Source organism: Streptomyces sp. P9-A2 (genome assembly GCF_036634175.1).
In the GTDB taxonomy this organism is placed as follows: Bacteria; Actinomycetota; Actinomycetes; order Streptomycetales; family Streptomycetaceae; genus Streptomyces; species Streptomyces pratens.
This window is the reverse complement of sequence record NZ_JAZIFX010000001.1, coordinates 6,523,166-6,541,698: the sequence shown is the minus strand read 5'-3', so window position 1 is coordinate 6,541,698 and position 18,533 is coordinate 6,523,166. Positions and strand designations below refer to the sequence as shown.

Here is an 18,533-nt window from a genome sequence, read left to right as displayed (position 1 = left end):
GTCCGCGCGCCCCGGCACCACACCACACCACAGTGAGAGAGGGATCGGTATGACCACGCCTCAGGAGCTGAAGGACCTGTTCACGCACGGCTTGGACCTGCTGGCGGAAGGGAGGATCGAGGAGTGGATCGACGGCTTCACCGAGGACGGCGTCCTCGAATTCCCGTATCCGGCCTGGGGCCTCCCCACCCGGATGCAGGGCCGGGAGGCACTGCTCGCCCAGATGACGATGTTCCGTGAGCAGCTGAAGGTCGAGTTCTCCGAGCCCGAGTTCTACACCGCCACCGAGGACGGCCTGGTCATCGCGGCCTTCACCGCCGAGTGCACCCTGCTCGCCACCGGGGGCCAGTACCACCAGACCTACCTGTCGGTGGTGCGCTACGAGCAGGGCCGGATCGCGCTCTTCCGTGACTTCTGGAATCCCTGGTTGGTGATGGAGGCCGCCGGCGGCGAGCTCACCTGGAAGCAGCTCATGCCGACGATGGCCCAGAACTGACTCCCCGCGCCGCCCCTGGGCACCACCCCACCGCACCCGGCCCCACGGACAGGCAGGTCACAGGCTCGCCGGTCCCTTCCGGACATCTGAGAGGCGGGTGCTACCGAACCCCTTTCGACCTGTACTGCTGCGAGTCCGAGAGGGGTCCGACGGCCCCCCTGGGACTTTCCTGGGGTTGGGGCCGGAAGCGAGCTTGCGCCCCTCCACCCGGCTACCACACTGGCTCACCTCGGCAGCCTCCCCCTTGTGGCCCCGTTCGGCCTCGCCACCTTCGGCGCCGACCAGGGCCCTCAGCCTGGGCATCGCCCCGGACAGCCTTCCCTCATCAGCGGACAAGCACTATTCGCGTAGTCCGCGCACAGTCACGCTTGCCGTTTTATGGCGAAATGATCATTCTGGCGACAAGGGTGATGTCAGTGCCCTGGGGAAGAATCTCTTGTGGGGAGGAAACTCATGACCGACGAGCAAGGCACCTCTGACCTGCGCATACCTGCTCCTGGTGGGTGCCGCTGGTGCGGGCTGGAGGCCCGTGAACACGCGCAACGATGGAAGCCCCCGTGGGGTGGCACAAGTGGGAGCCTCCGACATTGGAGCAACGCAAAGAGCGCATGCTTGCGCGACGCCGGAACGGCCGCCGAACAGGTGGTGCAGGGCGGGTATTGCGCGTCCCTAGGCTGCGGCCAGCTTTTTGAGCTTTCCAAAGACCTCTCGCAGCTGGGCCGGTACTTGGTCAGGGCTGGTGAGTCCGCTCACCAGCCCGAACATCATGTCGGGCTTGCCGCTTGGACCGCTGGCGCTGCTCTGCCGAAGCATGGCCAGGACTTCCTTGCTGAATTTCCTACCGGGGCGCTTGGCAGCGAAGTCGCTCGGGTTCCATGCTTCGCCCTTCGGCCAGATCGCGTTGGCGGTCTCGGCCCAGAGGACGTCAGGGAACAGTTCCTCGAGTTCGTTGAAGGAGTCCGGCTCACCAACAAATCGGACCACGTCGTCGAAGGCGGCTCCGAAGAACTGCTGGAGCCGTGCTTCCTTGAACAGCCCTTTCGGCAAGGTGCGGCTGTCGGCATCCACCATGAGCATCACGGACCGCTGATGCTCGACCAAGTAGCGAGCAAGGTGCAGAGCCCCCTCGTTGTTGAAGCAAGCCCATAGAGCGATGCCGGCGGACTGCAAGGGTTGCCTCTCGGAAAGCCGGAACAGCAGCGGGATCACCTTCTGTTCGGTTTCCCCTTCTACTGCTAGTACTCCAGCTGTAGATCGTATGTGCGGTCGTCCTCGGCCAGCAGACCTTCACCTACGAGGAACGCAAGCGCGGCGAGCACAGCGCTTTTACCACCGTCGTTCTGACCGGCAAGAATGGTCGGCTCGCTGACCGGGATATCGCGGACGTCTCCAAGGGATCGGAATCCGCACACCGTTAAGTTGTGCAGGTGCACCGTTCTCAGCTACTCCGTTCCACTTACGCCAAGGGGCAGGCGGCCTGATGGATTCCGCAACATCTCGTCTCAGACGTCGCCTTGGGTATCGGACGTCCCAGGGGCGCCATCTTATGGGCTGCGCGGGATACCCGTGGATACTGTGAAGGAATCCGACTGAACCGGTCGGATGTGGTCGACGAATACTCACCTCCTGTCGAACAGTCTGGTACTGCGAGCCCAACACGCCATCGCGACCTGACACCGAACCGCGCATAGGAAGTGGGCCCCGGCCCGCCAAACCGCGCGCTGAGGCGTCCCTGGCAGCCGACTCCGACGATCTCTTACGCCCCTGGCCGACCCCAAGAACCACCGCAGGGTCTCCATCGCCTCTGGGAGCGCCCTGAGACTTCCGGCTGCGTCAACGGGCATGAGCGTGAAACAGCCGAAAGGCCATTGACGCAGTTCAGACCGCCGAAGTTACTCAGTGCAGCAGATCACGGACCAGGCTGGTCTCTTCCGGGACATCTGAGAGGCTTCAGAAACAACACCGCGCCCCCTCCTGACCTGCGTCTATGCGAGCCAGGAGGGGGGGTCGGCTTCGCCTGTGGGACTTCTCAGGGACTTTTGGGCCGGGCCGGGAGACTGTGTCGGCCTCAGGGGCTGGGGGCGGATTGCCCGGCACTCCACGTGATGCGTCCGGAAGGACGTCGGCCTGAGCGCCAGCGTATGGGCCTGTACCGCACCGTCCTGCACGAGAGCCTGCACGACGACCTGCCCCGCTACCTCAACCAGGACCTGCTCCTCCATCTGTGGCCGGTGCTGCGCACCCTCGTCGGCCGCACCGTGCGCACCGTGTGGGAAGACGCCTTCCCCCAGCTCGCCTCCCGCACCCGGGCAGCCGCGTGACGGACATGCCGGAGCTGCACACGCGGCTCCTGGCGGATGTGATCGCGCTCGGCTCCCCGTATCCACCGGTTCTCACCGGGGGATACGCCGTGCGCGAAGAGTGCGAGGGCGTGCGGTTGGGTGTCGGGAAGGTCCAGTCGGGCCGCCGGCGGCGAGCCCTGTGAGCCTGGGAGTTCGAGTTCCAGCTCGCCGACAAGTTCAGGGTCGACTGAGTCCGGTTCGGGCGTGGACCACGTCGCGGCACTCGCTCCCGGTGGCGTGGATGTCGTGCCGGGCATCACCGGCTCCGGCTCGCTGATCAGCGGATCGAGTGAACCGGCGAGGCCGGACGCCGGGCTCAGCCTCGGACGGGGTACCTGATCCGGTGCGCGTCGGCCAGGTTGGCGGCGAGTTGCTCGCGCGTCTGGTGGGCGTGCGACAGCCAGGCGGGCTGACCCGGGCCGCTTCGCCAGGACTCGCTGAGTGGGCTGTTGTCGACGGTGTCGAATCCGAACTCGTCGTACAGGCGCGTGACGAGCTCCACCGCCTCGGGGTGGTTGCTGGAGACCGAGAGAGCGTGCCGGCCGGGAGTGCCCGGAGAACTGGCGGAGAGGAAGAGGCGCGGAGCCTGGATGTGGGTGAACGCCTTGGCGACCTTTGAAGTGGGCAACTGCTCCTGCCGCAACTCGTGCACGGTCTCCTCACCCGAGTCGATGGCCTGGAAGTGGCCGTCGCGCCAGGGCATGTAGTTGTTGGTGTCGAGCACGATCTTGCCGGCCAGCTGCTCCACAGGCATGCCGTTGACCAGCTTGAGGGGGACGGCGATGATCACGAAGTCGCCCGCTTCGGCGGCGTCGGCCGCCGTTGCGGCACGGGCCGAGGGTCCGAGCTCGTCGACGAGGTGCGTCAGTGTTTCGGGTCCTCGTGAATTGGCGATGGCCACCTGGTAACCGTGGGCCACGGCTGCGCGGGCGAGCTGGCTGCCCACTTCGCCCGCTCCGATGATGCCGATCGTGGTCACGCGTCGCTCCTTGGAGGCGAGATGATGCCGGCGAGCTCGAGCTTGGACTCGTCCTCACTGCCCGGGACCGCCGTGTAGGCGACGACCTTGAGATCGGTGTCCCCGTCCGTCAGGACGTCGCAGTCGACGCTCACCTCCCCGATGACGGGGTGCCGGATGGTCTTGCGGTCCTCAGCGTGCCGCCCCACGGCGGCGTCGGCCCAGAACGCGGCGAACCGGGGGTTGCCGGCGACCCTGCCGGCCACCAGCTCGGACACGCGCGGATCGTCGGGGAACCGGGCCGCGGCTCGGCGCAGGTCGGCCACGAGGGCCCGGTCGGCGGCCTCGGCGTTGACCGGGATCACCGGCCAGCTCGTCAAACGACCGCGGTCCGAGGCGACCGGGAAGCGCAGCCGCACCAGGTTGCGCTCCTCGGCCCCGATCCTCGTGGGTTCGCCGAACAGCGCTGCCCACCTGGGGTTCCACCAGACCAGCTGCCAGTCTGCGGCGAAGACCGCGACCGGAGTGGAGTCGAGCAGGGTCAGCAGCCGCCGCATGCTCGGCGGAATGTCGTCGACGACCCGCCGGTCCTGCGGCGGCCGGAACCCGGCGAGCCGATGGAGGTGGTCTCGCTCGTCCTGGGAGAGCTGCAGCGCGCGGGCCAACGAGCCGACGATCTGCTCGGAGGGGTTGACGGCCCGGCCCTGCTCGAGTCGCACAAGGTAGTCGACGGAGAGACCGGCCAGCTCGGCTAGTTCCTCACGCCGCAGGCCCGGCGATCGACGCGCCCTGTCCACCGGCAGTCCGACGGCCTCTGGCGAGAGCCGGTCCCGCCAGGCTCGAAGCGTCGCTCCCAGCTGGTTGTCGACGGCATGGCCATTGTTCACCCCTGCATCGTAAGCGGCCACATGTCTGTCTCCGTGCTCGCTCGGTGGTACTGCTGGTCCTACCGAGAACCGTTCCCTGGCTGGTTCCGGCAGGCTCGGCAAAGGTTTGGGGCATGCCCAAGACCACATTCATCACCGGCGCCAACAAGGGCCTCGGTTTCGAGACCGCCCGCCGCCTCACCGAAGTCGGCCACACTGTGCTCCTCGGTGCCCACGACGTCGACCGCGGACGCCGTGCGGCGACAGCGCTCGGTGCCCGCTTCGTCCAGATCGATGTCACCGAGGATGCCTCGGTTGCGGCCGCGGCCGCCGATGTCGCGGCCAACGAGGGCCGGATCGATGTCCTGATCAACAACGCCGGTATCACCGGCAGCATCGTGTCCGTCGAGGAGCTGACCGGCACGGAGGTCGCACTGGTGCTCGACACCAACGTCGTCAGCGTCGTGCGGGTCACCACGGCCTTCCTGCCGCTCCTCCGCGCCTCCGGCGCTCCGGCCGTCGTCAACGTCAGCAGCGGCCTGGGGTCCGTCGCACTGACCCACGACCCCGAACGGGTCGAGTCGAAGGTGATCGCCCCCGCCTATGCGGCCTCCAAGGCTGCCGTCACGATGCTGACCACTCAGTACGCGAAGGCGTTCGGCGACGTCCGGTTCAACGCCGTCGATCCCGGCTACACCGCAACCGATCTCAACGGCCACACCGGCACCCAGACCGTGGCCGAGGGAACCGACGCCATCGTGACGCTGGCCACCGAGGACCCCAGCGCCGGAACCGGTCGGATCATCGACCGCTACGGCCCCCTCCCGTGGTGAAGCTGAACGGACGACACACCTTCCTCGCCGATTCCACCGGCACTTCCAGCGCATGCGGAGCGGGCTGCGACCGTCGTACGCGACCGCGACCGGACACGCAGGACCTAACTGCATTGATCATGAGCGTTGTTGACGCCGGCCGGGCTTGATCATGGCGAAGACCTTCGGTGTGGTGGTGCTGTCCAGGACAGCACCGCACGCACGGCGTCAACAACCCTGCGGGTCAATACACCTAGCCTCTGCTCACGTCGTGTGCGGCGCGCCCTTCCTCGTCCTCACTCATGAATCGAGGCCAGGTTCACGCGGCGCGGCGAACGTGGTACTCCCAGTCCCCGGGCTCGGGAGGACTCTGGCCACCACCGTCGCCATCCCTAACCTCGGTAGCGAGTTGAGCGGGGCACCGGTCCTCGCCACTCTCCCTCGGTTCCCGCACAGGGTTCGACGACCCAGAAGGAGAAACCGATGACCGACTCCGGCCTCAAGGACTGGTACCTGCGCTACGTGGCGGCGCTCGATGTCCGCGAGCTCGACCGCATGGACGAGTTCATCGCCGACGACGTCGTGCTGAACGGCGAACCGGGCACCCGCGACGACGTCATCGCGGTCATGAAGTACAACCTCGACGCCGTTCCGGACCTCCACTGGGAGGTCAAGGAGCTGCTGTTCGACCGGGACCGGATCGCCGTGCGCGCGATCAACACCGGCACCCCGGTGAAGGAGTGGCTCGGCGTTCCTCCCTCCGGCACCTCCTTCGAGATCACCGAGTACGCCATCTACAAGGTCAGCGATGGTCGCTTCGTACAGATGACGGCGCTGCACGACTCGTCCGACCTGCTGCGGCAGCTGGCTGCCTGACCTCAGCCGGCCTCGGCACGCCGTCCCAGGATCTCCCGGGACGCCGCGCCGGGGACTGTAAAACGTTCGGCCCTGTCTCACATTCGGTGGTGACGGAACGTCATCACCGATGTGATGTGCCTGCTCCGGGCTCCGAGGAGAGCAGCCGCAGACGCGCCATCGAGCGGGACAGACACGGTGCCGACGGTCGCTACACCCGTGCTGGCCTGGGAGTGTTACTGCCAGTCACGGAAACTACTTACCGTCACCACCGAATGTGAGACAGGGCCGCTCGTTTGACAGACCCCCTATAGCTCGAGCGCCGACAACAACGGCTCGGCCTTCGCCGGTCCGAACGCGGACACGCAGTGGTTCAACACCATGAGCGGGCTCGCGATGCTGCGCGGCCGAGCTGGATTGTCATTCCGCTGATGTCTGAGGCCGTAGTGCCTGCGTTGACGGTGCGTCTCACCGGTCCAGCTCCGCGAACATCTCCACCGCCCGGGTCCTGCCTGTGACGATGATGACGTCGCCGGGATGGACGACCGTCTCGGCGGTGGCGTGAGTGAAGTCGGCGCCGGGGCGTTTGATGCCGACGACGGTGACGCCGTACGTACTGCGCACCCGGCTCTCGCCCAGCGGGATCCCGCCGACGACCTTCGGGGCGAGCGTCTTGATCAGCGCGTAATCGCTGTCGAAGGCGATGAAGTCCAGCATCCGGCCAGTGACCAGGTGGGCCACGCGCTCGCCCATGTCGTGCTCGGGCAGGACGATGTGGTGGGCACCGATGCGTTCCAGGATCTGTCCGTGCTGCCGGGTGGTGGCCCGAACCCAGATGGCGGCCACGCCGGCGTCGACGAGGTTGGAGGTGGTCAGGATGCTGGCTTCCAGGTCGGTGCCGATACCGACCACCACGCGGGAGAACTCGCCGACGCCGAGCTGCGCCAGCACAGCGGGGTCGGTGCAGTCCGCGGCGGCAACCTGGGTCAGCTCTTCGCCGACCTTCTGGACGACGCCGACGTCGGCGTCGACGCCGAGCACGTCCCAGCCACGCCGCATCAGCTCCGCCGCCACGGACTGTCCGAAACGGCCGAGACCGATCACCGCCACTCTGGAATCGCGGGCCGGGCGACGGTCGGCGGAACGCCGACGTCGGTGTGGACGCAGTAACTTGAAGTGGTCAGCCAATGACGGGTCGCTCCTCGGGCAGGGTGTACCGGCGGTCGCGCTGACGCAGTGCGAGCGCGCTGGCGAGAGTGATCGGGCCGACGCGCCCGACGAACATCATGACGATGACGGTGAGTTGGCCCGCTGCGGGAAGGTTCCCGGTGATGCCGGTACTCAGGCCGACCGTGCCGAAAGCAGAGACGGCCTCGAACAGGACCGCCAGGACCGCGTCGGCTCTTTCCCCGGTGACGGCGAGCAGCACCAACGTGCCCGCCATGACGAGACCCACACCCAGCAGCGCCACGGTGAGGGCCTGACGCAGCGTGGCCGTGGAGAGCCGGCGGCCCATGATGTCCGCGTCGGTGCGCCCGCGGATCTCGGCCAGGATCGCCGCTCCCAGAACCGCGAACGTGGTGACCTTGATGCCGCCCGCGGTACCCGCGCTGCCGCCGCCGATGAACATCAGCACGCAGATGCCCAGGAGGGTGGCCGGTTCCATGGCACCGGTGTCGACGGTGTTGAAGCCGGCGGTACGCGAGCTGGCAGCGGTGAAGAACCCGTCCAGCAGCTTGTCCCCCCATTCCAGGGATCCGAGAGTCCTCGGGTTGCTCCACTCCAGCGCGCAGGTCATGACGGTGCCGACGGCGAGCAGGACCGCGGAGGTGAGGAGGGTGAGCCGGGTGTGCAGGGACCAGCGGTGCCGGGTGCCGCCGCGGGCGCCCGGGCGGCTGCGCAGCAGTTCGAACAGTACGGGGAAGCCGAGGGCACCGAGCACACAGGCGGCGGCGATCGGCAGGACGATCCAGGGATCGTGCGCATAGCCGACGAGGTTGTCGTCGCGCAGCCCGAACCCGGCGTTGCTGAAGGCGGAGATCCCGTAGAAGATCCCGTGGTAGACGGCGTTTCCGGCCGTCAGGCCATGGCCGATGTGGAAACGGACCGTGAGCACGGCGGCCGTGGCCAGTTCGATGGCCAGCGTGATGCCCGCGACTCCCAGGACCACCCGACGGATGTCACCGACGCTGAGGCTCCTCTCCGCCTGCGTGGCGAGCTGTGTCCGCAGTCGCAGCCGACCGGAGACGAGCAGGGCCAGCAGCGACGCGAGCGTCATGATGCCGAACCCGCCGATCTGGATCAGAGCCAGGACCACGCCCTCGCCGAACGCGCTCCAGTGGCTGCCGGTCCCCACGAGGGGCAGCCCGCCGCTGACCGCCCCCGTGGAGGTGAACAGGGCAGTCAGTACGTTGGTGTCCCTGCCGGGCTCGGTGGCGGCCGGCAGCATCAGCAGGGCCGCACCCAGCACGACGACGAACGCGAAGGCCAGGACGACGCCACGGGCGGGATAGACGGCCAGCCGGGACCACCGGGCCCGAGTCGTACCCACGGCCACCAGCAACCTCCGATGTCCCTCCGCCACATTTCCTGTCGTGCCCCCGTCGCACAAGGAGGCCGGTGAACGCGGCCACCTGCCCACAGCATCCCTCCCGGAGCGGGCGTACGGAACGCGCCACGGCGTCGAGAAGGCGTGGGAACCGGCTGATGGCGGTGCGCCGTGTGCGGGTCACCGCGTGGCGTCGCGGGTTCCGCGGGAGCTCGTGCGCCGGTACAGGAACCGGCCGTGCGCGGCTTCGGAGTAGATCACCACATGGACGTCGATGTCATCGCCGGAGCCTTCGATGATGGTCTCGCCCACTCCCCGATGGCCGAGCCACCTGGCCAGGGGTACCCCCCCCACCTCCACGGTGCCGCCGTCGGCCTGGTGCGCTCCGGAGAGGATCTGCACCAGGGTCGACTTGCCGGCGCCGTTCATGCCCATGAGGGCGTGGATCTCGCCGGGGTGGAGGTCGAGGTCGACGCCCTTGAGGGCCGCCGCGCCGCCGAAGCTCTTGGTGACGCCCCTGACGCGGAGGACGGCCGTGGAAGGCGATCGGTCGGTGGCGATGGCGCCCTCTCGGTCATGGCGGTCCCTCCCCGCGTGCTTCCGTCCCCGGGCGGGCTCACGGCCGCTGTCCGTCCGTGCTCGGGGTGACGCGCTCGTAGCCGCGGATGTCCGGGAACGGGGTTCCTTGTCGGCCCGGAGGTCCACCTGGAAGGCGTTCAGGCACATGTCGAGCATGGTGAAGTTGCCGAGTGCGCCGATGGTGTCGACGAGTCCCTTGGCACCGAAGTGCTCCAGGGCACGCGCGCAGGTGGCGTCAAAGACGAAGTGCTCCTCGAGAACCCCGCGGCAGAACTGGTAGAAGGCCTGGTCCGCCTCGCTGTCGAAAACGGCCTCGCGCTTCTTTGCGATGGTCTTGGCGGCGGCCTCCGGAACGCCAGCCTCGATCGCCCGGTGCACATGAGCGTTCCAGGAGTACTGCGCGTCCCAGTTCCGGGCCGCCATCAGCAGCGCCAGTTCGCGCAAGTGCTTGGGGAGGCTGCAGTCGAAACGGGCGAAGGCGCCGAGGGATTCGGCGCGCTCGCACATCTCCGGGCTGTACAGCCAGCCGCGGAACGGACCGCGGACGGCACCGCGCCGACCGGCGATCCGGGCGGCGATCCGAGCGGCCAGGTCCTGCTGCCGCGGAGTCATCTGCTCATCGCTGAGAACGGGAAGCCTCATCCGGCCGATACCTGCCTTTCCTTTCCGGCACGTTGCGCGCACGAGTCGATACGCCGTGGGACGCCGGCCGACGGTACAGCCGGGTTCTGCGAACTCACCCCTCCCGGAGCGCAACGTGAAGCTGCACGCCGGAGGGCACCCAAGGACAGGGAGGCGGCCTAGCGTCGGTCGGCGCAGCCCCCGAACGTGGAGAGGAACCCCGGATGACCACCATCGTCAAGGCCGCGTCCGTACCCCTGCTGGACCGTGGTGGTTCGGTAGTGACGACACCTCTGATCACCACGCCGTCGGCGGGCGGGGAGAACCGGATCACCAGCGGTATGAGCGTCTATCCGGTCGGCTCCATGCCCTACGCCCGCCCTCTTGCTCGGAGCGTGAAGTACCAGGTGAGGGCGGCGCGCACGAGCAGCGCCGACATCAGGAAGACCGCGCCGGTGTTCGCCGTCGTCGCGACGACCCCATCGCCGTCCCGACCGCCTGCGCCAGGTCCATCGCCAGGAAGAACGTCGAGCCGGCTCGTCCGCGTCGTCGTGTTGACGGGACCACAGCTCGAAGGAATACGCCCCTGGCTCCGCCGACGGAGCATCGCTCACACGATCCCAGAGCGGGCCGCCCAGGTCCGCAACCGCCTCAGCCGCAGCAGCCGGTCCCTGGGACTTTTCTGGGACTTCCAGCTGCATCAACGGGTACGAGCGTGAAACAGCCGAAAGGTCATTCGTGCAGGTCAGCAGTCCATAACCGTCCATCGTGGCAGGTCACCGCGCTCGCTGGTCTCTTCCGGGACATCTGAGGGTTCTCGGAAAAAGCGCTGTCACGCCCCTCCTGACCTTCATAAATGCGAGGCGAGGTGGAGTGTGACGGAGTCTCTGAGGCTTTTCTGGGACTTTGAACCGGGAGCGACTGCTTCCGAGCACCGCGCTCTTCACATGATGAGTCATCGACAAGACGTCACCCTGTCGACGGGCTGGGCGGCCCGCGGCTGAACCGGGGCGGTGAGCGGGACCCGCCGCCCCGGTACGGCAGCAGGGCCTGGACCGCGCGTCGCGGTCCGGGCCCTGCTCCGTGCGGTTGCCGCCCTGCGGCGGCGGTGCGTCAGCTCTGCGCGGTGTCATCGCCTGTCTGCGCGGTGTCGTCGCCCATCTGTCCGGCGCCCTCGGCTGCGCCTGCCTTCTCGCGCATCTTGCGCACCAGCTCTGCCTTCTGGTCGGCGGCACCCTGGCGGTCGAGGTTGCGGTGCGGACCGTTGTTCTGCCGTTCGGTGCGGGACAGCTTCTTGCGCTGGCCCCCGCCCATGCCCACGGGGTTGTTGATGTTCTTGCTCACGGGTTCTCCCGGAATGATGTGAAGTGATCTACGGATTCATCGGCGGGGGACGGGCGCGGCGACGTCGAAGGTCGTCAGCAGGGGCCCGTCACGCTCTCACTCGTAAATCGGCGTCTGGAAGAACATGACCAAGACGTTACCCGGTTCCGCCGACCCCGCACACCAAGGTTCTTCGCCGTCCCGGCGCCGGCCGGGCCTGCCGTTCCGAGTTCTCCTCAGACTGGCACGTACGCCGACCGGGACCTTCCGGTCCGGTTGGCGACGAACCGCCGGCGAACTGTGATTCCGTCATCCTGCAAGATCCCCCGTTCCGTGCCGGGACCTCACGGCTGGTGCCGGACAGAAGTCGGATTCGACACGGCACCGAGACGTGCGGGCCGCGCCTGCACGTCCTTCGCGCGTGAACGCCGCCGCCTGGAAGGCCAGACAGCCGCGCCGGGAACAGTTGGCCGGGCCGGCACGGTTGCATCGACCGGGGGACCGGCGCCGCACGGGCGGGGAACACGGAGACCACAAGGTCGTCCGCCCCACCAGGACCCGGGCCCCAGGATCGCGGTACGCCCGCCGCGCTACTCGGACCAAGACGTATCTCTGCAGGAGGACTCTTTCATGACCGACCGGCCCTTGACGCTCATGGCAGTACACGCCCACCCCGACGACGAGGCCACCGGAACCGGAGGGATCCTCGCGCGGTACGCGGCGGAAGGCATCCGTACGGTTCTCGTGACGTGTACCGACGGCGGTTGCGGTGACGGAACGGGAGGCGCCAAGCCGGGCGATCCCGGGCACGATCCGGCGGCCGTCGCCTTGATGCGCCGTCAAGAACTCGAGGCGAGCTGTGACGTCCTGAAGGTCAGCGAGCTGGAGATGCTGGACTACGCCGACTCCGGGATGATGGGCTGGCCGAGCAACGACGCCCCCGGATCCTTCTGGCGGACCCCCGTCGAGGAAGGCGCCGCCCGGCTTGCGGAACTCATGCGGCACTACCGACCCGATGTGGTCGTCACCTACGACGAGAACGGCTTCTACGGCCACCCTGACCACATCCAGGCCCACCGCATCACGATGGCGGCGCTGGAGATGACCACGCTGACACCGAAGGTGTACTGGACCACGATGCCCCGCTCGGGGATGCAGCGGTTCGGCGAAATCATGCGCGAGTTTCATGAGGACATGCCGGAGCCGGATCCTGCCGAGGCCGCCGCGATGGCCGAGATCGGCCTCCCCGACGATGAGATCACCACGTGGGTGGACACCACCGCGTTCAGCGGTCAGAAGTTCGATGCGCTGGCCGCGCACGCCAGTCAGGGCGAGAACATCTTCTTCCTCAAGATGGGCAAGGAGAGGTTCGGCGAGTTGATGGGCACGGAGACCTTCGTACGTGTCAAGGGCGCCACCGGCGCGGCCGTACCCGAGAACGATCTCTTCGCCGGACTGCGCTGATCCGCCCGCCCGCCCGACCGGGGCCCGGGAAGGCTCATCGGCCGCACGGCGGGCGATTTCCTGGGGCAGTGGTGAGTCAGGTCTGCGGACCGACTCATCACTTCCCGGTCGGCCATCCGGTCGCCGACGACGCTGTAGCCGGTGGCCTGCCGGAACTCCTTGGTTTCCGCGAGCTCCGCGAGGAGCGTGCGGGCCCGTCCCGGGATGAGCGCGTGCCGGATCTCCTGCCGAGTGAGGGGTTCGCCTCCGGTATTGACGCGCGCGAAGATGTTGAACATCACCGGCTCGGGTGTGCCACGTCGAATGACGTGGAGTCGACGCTCAGGTCCCACACGATCTCACCCTTCGCGTCGGCCAGGGACTGGAGGCGGGTGAGGAACCGGTGCCAGGTGCCGTCCCGCTGCCATCGGCGGAACAAGTCATAGATCCGGCCCCACGGCCCGTATTCGACGGGCACGTCCCGCCGCGGAACCCCCCGTCCGAACCCGGAACCGTATGCCGTCGATCAGCTGCCGCCGGGGCCGGACAGGGGGCCGCCCCGCCTTCGCCCCCTTCGGCAACAACGGCTCCAACACCGACCACTGCTCGTCCGTGAGATCTCCCCGTGCCATGAACCGTGATCATTCACAACTCAAGATCCACTTTCGATACACGGCCTAGTTGCGTACGACGCGCCACCGGTTGTCGGCCGTGCCGTCGTCGGAGTCCTGGACGGCGAAGGCGCCGACGGCGGTGGAGTTGCCCGCGATGGCGAGGAGTTTGCCGCTGTGTTCGTTGCGGATCTTGTATGTTCCGTCGTTCTGGTCGAGCAGGGTCCAGCGGTGGTCGGCGGTGCCGTTGTCGGCCCACTGCAGGACGGCCGCGCCGTCGGCGGTGGACATGTCCTGGACACCGAGGACCTTGCCGCTGTGGACGTTGCGGAAGCGGAAGGCGCTGCCGTCGGTGAGCATCTCCCAGTTGTGGTCGGCGGTGCCGGAGTCGTTCCATTGCAGGGCCCGGCCGCCGTCGGCGGTGGACATGTCCTGGATGCCGAGGACCAGGCCGCCGGCCGCGTTGACGAGGCGGACCTCGGGGACGGTTCCGGTGTTCCAGTAGACGGTGTAGTTGTGGCCGTGGGCGTCGTGGAAGGGGCCCAGGTTCACGGTGGCGCCGGCCGCGGTGGCGGTGAAGGCGAGTGTGCTGGTGCCGGTCCGCCTGATCGAGGAGGTGTCCAGGGAGGGCAGGGCGCTGAGCGTCGTGTTGCCGTAGTTGCCGGACAGGACGACCGGGCCGTAGGTGATCGCGGCGACGTTCGGGTTGTCGTTGGCCGGCCGCATGACGACCCGCATGGGCAGGCGGACGGTGACCGTGTCGCCGGGGGTCCAGGCGCGGGTGAGGGCGGCGTAGCCGCCGGGTGTGGTGGTGACGTTCTGGGTGACGCCGTTGACGGCGATGGTGGCGCCGGTGGTCCAGCCGGGGATGCGGATGCGCATCGTCCAGGTGCCGGCCGCGCTGCCGGTGACGCGCAGGGTCGTGGTGTCGCTCACCGGGTAGGAGGTGGTCTGGGTGACGGTGATGCCGCGTTCGGTCCAGGTGAGGACCGAGGGGACGAACAGGTTCACCGTCAGGGTGGTGCCGGCGTGGTAGTAGATGGAGTCCATCAGCCGGGTGTGTATCTCCAGGCCGGTGCCCTGGCAGCACCAGAAGCTGGTGTAGTCGGTGCTCCAGGTGCCGCCTCCCCAGGCCGGGCCGACACCGCGCCGGCCGCCGGGGTTGAGGGGGGTGAAGTAGGTGACGTGGCCGTGGGGGTCGGCCGGGTTCTGCTGGCCGGTCATGTGGTTGAGCCACGCCTGTTCGTAGAAGTCGAAGAGCGCGGCCCGGTTCGGGTCCAGGGCGAACAGTTCGCGGGTGAGGGTGAGCATGTTGACGGTGTTGCAGCTCTCGCAGGTGTCCTGGCGCAGGTACGCGGCGATGGCGTTCGGGGCGTGGAAGTGCTCGGCCTGGCTGTTGCCGCCGATGGCGTAGGTGTGGGTGCCCACGCAGATGTTCCAGGCGTTGGTGGCGATGTCGCGGTAGCGGGTGGTGCCGGTGGCCTTGTACTCCCGCGCCGCGCCGATCCACTTCGGTACCTGGGTGTTGGCGTGCAGGCCGTCGAGCCGGTCCTGGCCGGCGGCCAGGGGGTCGAAGACGGCGGCGTGGTCGAAGCGGCGGGCGACGGTGAGCCAGCGCGCGTCGCCGGTCTGCTGGTACAGGTCGGTGAGCACGGTGTTCATGCCGCCGAACTCGGTGCCCAGCATGGCCTGTGTCTGTGCCGCGGTCAGCCGGCCGGTGCGGGTGTCGACCCATCCGGCCAGCGCCAGCAGGACGTCGCGGGCCTGGGTACTGCCGAGGTGGCGCCACACGTCGAGCAGACCGGTGAGGGTCTTGTGGATCGTGTAGTAGGGCACGTTGCCGTTGTTGAGGGTGCGGGCTTCGAGGGCGGTGAAGTCGGCCTCGGGGTAGCCGGACAGGTACCCGGCGGTGAATCCGGCGGCGCCGTTGTTGGCCTGGCACTTGGCCAGCTCCGCGACCATGTACGTGGCCTTGTCCCGGCAGACGGTGTCCCCGGCCGCGGCGTACAACTGCGCCCAGGCCGTGAGGAAGTGGCCCTGACTGTGGCTGCGGAAGGGGAAGTCCGGCGCCTCCCAGCCGCCGGTCGCGGCGGCGCCGGCCGTGGAGAGGCGGTGGTTGGCGCGGAAGTTGTACAGCAGCCGGTCGACGTCCACGAACCGCAGGTAGGCGGCGGTGCGGTTCTGGTTGTCGAGCCAGCGGCTCGCGGTCAGCCGGACCTGGCCGAGCGCGAAGGGGTGGGCCAGGGCCCCGATGTCCGCCCGGACGGGCGGGACCACCGCAGCGTGGGCGGGAACGGCGCCGAGGAGGGGGCCGGTGGCGGAGGCGGCGGCCGTGGCTCCGGCGATCTGGAGGAGGCGGCGTCTGTTGAGGGAGGAGGTCATCGTGCGCTCTCTTCCGTGCGTGGGAGGCGGTGGTGTGTGGGGGTGTGGAGGGGCGGGGGTGAGGCTCAGGCGAGTCGGAAGGACCGGTCGGAGGCGAACGGCTCGCCGGTCCGGCACGGGTCGAGCCGGAGGGCGAAGTCGCGGTGACGGACGTATCGACCCGGGTGGCTGCGGGACTTCAGGGCCACGGCTCCGGGAGCCGAGCCGGGTTGGGTCGGGTCGGGTCGGGCGGTGAACGTGGCGTCACGGGCGAAGACGGCGGTGCCGTTGCCGGGGTCCGGTCGCAGGCGGTAGGCGTAGTGCCGCACGCAGCGGCCGTCCGGGACGCGCAGGAAATATCCGCGCGGGTCGGCGGGGCCGGACCCGCGGCGGTGCGTCCGGAGAGTGACCGGTATCAGAGCGCGCATGAACGTCTCCTCACAGTCGGAAGGAGCAGAAACGGGATGCGAAAACGCGGGACTTCGCGAAACCGGAATAAATGTGAGCCCGCCATATCGGTGACCCGCACCCGCGTGTTCGATATTTCGAAAACCGTTCGCAGCGACGCCGGAACTTTAGGGGGCACGTAATACGGCGTCAATACTGTCGGCACCTCGAGGGACGATCGGCCGGCGGGGAGCGTCCACGAAGGAGCCCATGACGAAAATCGCACCCAAGATATTGACGGACCACGAACAGCGCCTTATTTTCCTGACTGCCCCGCCGAACCGTGTTCCACATATCGAACGTCGATGAAGCTGTCCAGCCGGCCTCCTTCCGCGCTCGGCGTGTCCACCGCTGTTCGCTCACCCGACCCGCCCCCACCCCCGGAGAACCGATGAGCGCACATTCCCGCACCCCCGCCATGCCGTCACGCAGACTCTTCCTCGGCGCCGCCACGGCCACGACGATGGCCCTGGCCACCGATCTGACGCTCGGAGCCCGCTCCGCGCAGGCCGCCGACTCCGCCTACGTGATGGGGTACTTCACCGAGTCGCCGAACGGCATCGGCACTGACTACGGCCTGCACCTGGCCGTCAGTACGGACTCCCTGAACTGGACGCCGCTGAACCAGAACAACCCCGTGGTCACTCCCGCCGCCGGCGCCGGCGGCCTGCGCGACCCGTTCATCATGCGCAAGCGGGACGGCACCTTCGTAGTCCTCGCCACCGACCTCAAGGGCACCGACTGGGGCTACAACAGCCAGTACATCCACGTCTGGGACTCCACCGACCTGCGCACCTTCACCAACTACCGGCGCCCCCACCTGCACGGCATGGTCACCCACAGCTGGGCCCCCGAAGCCTTCTGGGACGCGAGCCGCAACCAGTACGCCATCCTCTACTCGGCGGTGAACTCATCCGGCCACAACGTCCTCATGGTCAACCACACCAGCGACTTCACGACCGTCTCCGCCCCCCAGGTCTTCTTCGACCCCGGCTACGACGTCATCGACGGCGACATGGCCGTCGGCGTCAACGGCGTCAACTACCTCTACTTCAAGAGCAGCGGGACCGGCGGCCTGGTCGGCGCCCGCTCCACCTCGCTGGATCCGGGCAGCTTCACCCCGTTCAGCACGTCGGTCGCCCACGGCGGTACCGAGGCCCCCACCCTCGTGAAGTCCCTGACCTCGAACACCTGGTACCTGTGGGGCGACACCTACACCCCCAACGGCGTCTTCTACGCCTGGCAGACCGGCGACCTCGCCGCCGGCACCTGGACCCCGGTCGACCAGAGGCTCTACACCCACCCGGTCAACGCCAAGCACTGCACCATCGCACCCATCACCGGAACCGAGTACACCAATCTCCTGGCCCGGTGGGGCGCCCCCGCCTGGAACCGGCTCAAGTCGTACAACTACCCGGCTCGCTACGTCCGCCACGCCGACTACACGGCCCGGATCGACACCTACCCCTTCGACCCGTACACCGACTCCCAGTGGAAGCTCGTACCCGGCCTGGCCGACGCCTCCGGCGTCTCCTTCCAGTCGGTCAGCCACCCCACCCGCTACCTGCGCCACTACGACTTCGCACTCCGCCTCGACGCGAGCGACGGCACCGGCACATTCGCCCAGGACGCCACCTTCCACCGCGTCGCCGGTCTCGCCGACACCTCCTGGTCCTCCTTCCGCTCCCACAACCAGCCCACCCACTACATCCGCCACTCCGGCTACGCCCTGCGGATCGCCCCGATCACCACCGCCACGGACCGGGCCGACGCCACCTTCTCGGTCGGTCACTGACGGAGCGGGCAGGCCCTCGAGGAAAGCGAGAAAACCCCTTTCAAAAAAGTGATACGGGATGGCCGAAAGACGGCCACCTGGGAACTCGGCCCGCTCTCGGGGCGCGACACCATTTTCCCCGTGCGTGGCGAGAATCCAACGTCACGCACGCGTATTCGGCATGCTTTCACGTACGCTCGAGGCCATTTCATACACGCGCAGACATTTCCGGATCGCAGCATGATGAGCGATGACGACGACGGTGAACGCAGACTTCTCAGGGCCGTACGGCGCGGAGAGCGGCGGGCGACGCAAACGCTCGTGCAGCGTTTCCCGCCCCTGGTGCACACCCCCGTCGGGTGGGCTTCGAACGGGTACGCGCGCACCGGAGCCGGGAAGTTCGCCGGGTCGGCGTCCGTCACCGGCACCAGGCCCGCCGGGTTCGCAACCGCCGCGAGCACGCGCACCGTGACCCTCACCCGGGCCGGGCGCCAGTG

General features: G+C 68.1%; 16 protein-coding genes and 3 pseudogenes. 8 read left to right on the top strand and 11 right to left on the bottom strand.

What is annotated here, in order from left to right; translation table 11 throughout:
- The first annotated feature begins 49 nt into the window (after window positions 1-49).
- A complete protein-coding gene (locus V4Y04_RS29655; protein ID WP_332431438.1) occupies window positions 50-496 on the top strand; it encodes a nuclear transport factor 2 family protein in 447 nt (148 codons plus the stop codon).
- A 669-nt stretch (window positions 497-1,165) separates the two neighbouring features.
- Here V4Y04_RS29655 and V4Y04_RS29650 read toward each other — a convergent pair.
- Both V4Y04_RS29650 and V4Y04_RS29645 read right to left on the bottom strand, forming a co-directional pair.
- The gene (locus V4Y04_RS29650) at window positions 1,166-1,705 is read right to left on the bottom strand and encodes a hypothetical protein (RefSeq protein WP_332431437.1); all 540 of its coding nucleotides are present in this window, start codon (window positions 1,703-1,705) and stop codon (window positions 1,166-1,168) included.
- Between the two features lie 26 nt (window positions 1,706-1,731).
- Window positions 1,732-1,929: an AAA family ATPase gene (locus tag V4Y04_RS29645; RefSeq protein WP_332431436.1), complete on the bottom strand. Its 198-nt coding sequence runs from the start codon at window positions 1,927-1,929 to the stop codon at window positions 1,732-1,734.
- A 554-nt stretch (window positions 1,930-2,483) separates the two neighbouring features.
- Here V4Y04_RS29645 and V4Y04_RS37855 point away from each other — a divergent pair.
- A pseudogene (locus tag V4Y04_RS37855) lies at window positions 2,484-2,817 on the top strand (hypothetical protein).
- Window positions 2,818-3,154: 337 nt separating this feature from the next.
- Here V4Y04_RS37855 and V4Y04_RS29635 read toward each other — a convergent pair.
- A complete protein-coding gene (locus tag V4Y04_RS29635) occupies window positions 3,155-3,817 on the bottom strand; it encodes an NADPH-dependent F420 reductase (protein WP_332431435.1) in 663 nt (220 codons plus the stop codon).
- The gene (locus V4Y04_RS29630; RefSeq protein WP_332431434.1) at window positions 3,814-4,683 is read right to left on the bottom strand and encodes a helix-turn-helix transcriptional regulator; all 870 of its coding nucleotides are present in this window, start codon (window positions 4,681-4,683) and stop codon (window positions 3,814-3,816) included. Before V4Y04_RS29630 ends, V4Y04_RS29635 begins: the two co-directional genes overlap by 4 nt.
- A gap of 113 nt (window positions 4,684-4,796) precedes the next feature.
- Here V4Y04_RS29630 and V4Y04_RS29625 point away from each other — a divergent pair, with 113 nt between their 5' ends.
- The 3 genes and pseudogenes from V4Y04_RS29625 to V4Y04_RS29615 all read left to right on the top strand — a co-directional run.
- Entirely contained in the window at window positions 4,797-5,495 is a 699-nt protein-coding gene (locus tag V4Y04_RS29625; protein WP_332431432.1) for an SDR family NAD(P)-dependent oxidoreductase, read from the top strand.
- Window positions 5,496-5,957: 462 nt separating this feature from the next.
- The gene (locus V4Y04_RS29620) at window positions 5,958-6,350 is read left to right on the top strand and encodes an ester cyclase (RefSeq protein WP_332431431.1); all 393 of its coding nucleotides are present in this window, start codon (window positions 5,958-5,960) and stop codon (window positions 6,348-6,350) included.
- 288 nt (window positions 6,351-6,638) lie between these two features.
- A pseudogene (locus tag V4Y04_RS29615) lies at window positions 6,639-6,740 on the top strand (potassium-transporting ATPase subunit KdpA); the annotation flags it as partial.
- A gap of 57 nt (window positions 6,741-6,797) precedes the next feature.
- Here the strand turns inward: V4Y04_RS29615 and V4Y04_RS29610 are convergent.
- The 3 genes from V4Y04_RS29610 to V4Y04_RS37850 form a co-directional block, all read right to left on the bottom strand.
- Window positions 6,798-7,439 carry a potassium channel family protein gene (locus V4Y04_RS29610; RefSeq protein ID WP_332431430.1) on the bottom strand — a complete coding sequence of 214 codons (642 nt, stop codon included), beginning with the start codon at window positions 7,437-7,439 and terminating at the stop codon, window positions 6,798-6,800.
- A 70-nt stretch (window positions 7,440-7,509) separates the two neighbouring features.
- A complete protein-coding gene (locus V4Y04_RS29605) occupies window positions 7,510-8,880 on the bottom strand; it encodes a TrkH family potassium uptake protein (RefSeq protein WP_332431429.1) in 1,371 nt (456 codons plus the stop codon).
- A gap of 177 nt (window positions 8,881-9,057) precedes the next feature.
- Window positions 9,058-10,098, bottom strand: a complete 1,041-nt coding sequence (locus V4Y04_RS37850; protein ID WP_443080107.1) for an ATP-binding cassette domain-containing protein — start codon at window positions 10,096-10,098, stop codon at window positions 9,058-9,060.
- Between the two features lie 203 nt (window positions 10,099-10,301).
- On the opposite strand from V4Y04_RS37850, the gene V4Y04_RS29595 reads away from it, so the two are divergent.
- Complete coding sequence (locus V4Y04_RS29595) at window positions 10,302-10,796, top strand: hypothetical protein (RefSeq protein ID WP_332431428.1); 495 nt, start codon at window positions 10,302-10,304, stop codon at window positions 10,794-10,796.
- A 394-nt stretch (window positions 10,797-11,190) separates the two neighbouring features.
- On the opposite strand, the gene V4Y04_RS29590 is transcribed toward V4Y04_RS29595, so the two are convergent.
- Window positions 11,191-11,421 (bottom strand): DUF6243 family protein, encoded by a 231-nt coding sequence (locus V4Y04_RS29590; RefSeq protein ID WP_332431427.1) that lies wholly within the window; start codon window positions 11,419-11,421, stop codon window positions 11,191-11,193.
- Between the two features lie 609 nt (window positions 11,422-12,030).
- Here V4Y04_RS29590 and V4Y04_RS29585 point away from each other — a divergent pair.
- Window positions 12,031-12,864, top strand: a complete 834-nt coding sequence (locus V4Y04_RS29585; protein ID WP_332431426.1) for a PIG-L family deacetylase — start codon at window positions 12,031-12,033, stop codon at window positions 12,862-12,864.
- A gap of 307 nt (window positions 12,865-13,171) precedes the next feature.
- On the opposite strand, the pseudogene V4Y04_RS37845 reads toward V4Y04_RS29585, so the two are convergent.
- The 3 genes and pseudogenes from V4Y04_RS37845 to V4Y04_RS29565 form a co-directional block, all read right to left on the bottom strand.
- A pseudogene (locus tag V4Y04_RS37845) lies at window positions 13,172-13,475 on the bottom strand (transposase); the annotation flags it as partial.
- Between the two features lie 45 nt (window positions 13,476-13,520).
- A complete protein-coding gene (locus tag V4Y04_RS29570) occupies window positions 13,521-15,836 on the bottom strand; it encodes a beta-L-arabinofuranosidase domain-containing protein (protein WP_332431423.1) in 2,316 nt (771 codons plus the stop codon).
- A 65-nt stretch (window positions 15,837-15,901) separates the two neighbouring features.
- A complete protein-coding gene (locus V4Y04_RS29565; RefSeq protein WP_332431422.1) occupies window positions 15,902-16,243 on the bottom strand; it encodes an AbfB domain-containing protein in 342 nt (113 codons plus the stop codon).
- A 410-nt stretch (window positions 16,244-16,653) separates the two neighbouring features.
- On the opposite strand from V4Y04_RS29565, the gene V4Y04_RS29560 reads away from it, so the two are divergent.
- Window positions 16,654-18,057, top strand: a complete 1,404-nt coding sequence (locus V4Y04_RS29560; RefSeq protein WP_332431420.1) for a glycoside hydrolase family 43 protein — start codon at window positions 16,654-16,656, stop codon at window positions 18,055-18,057.
- Window positions 18,058-18,533 lie beyond the last annotated feature (476 nt).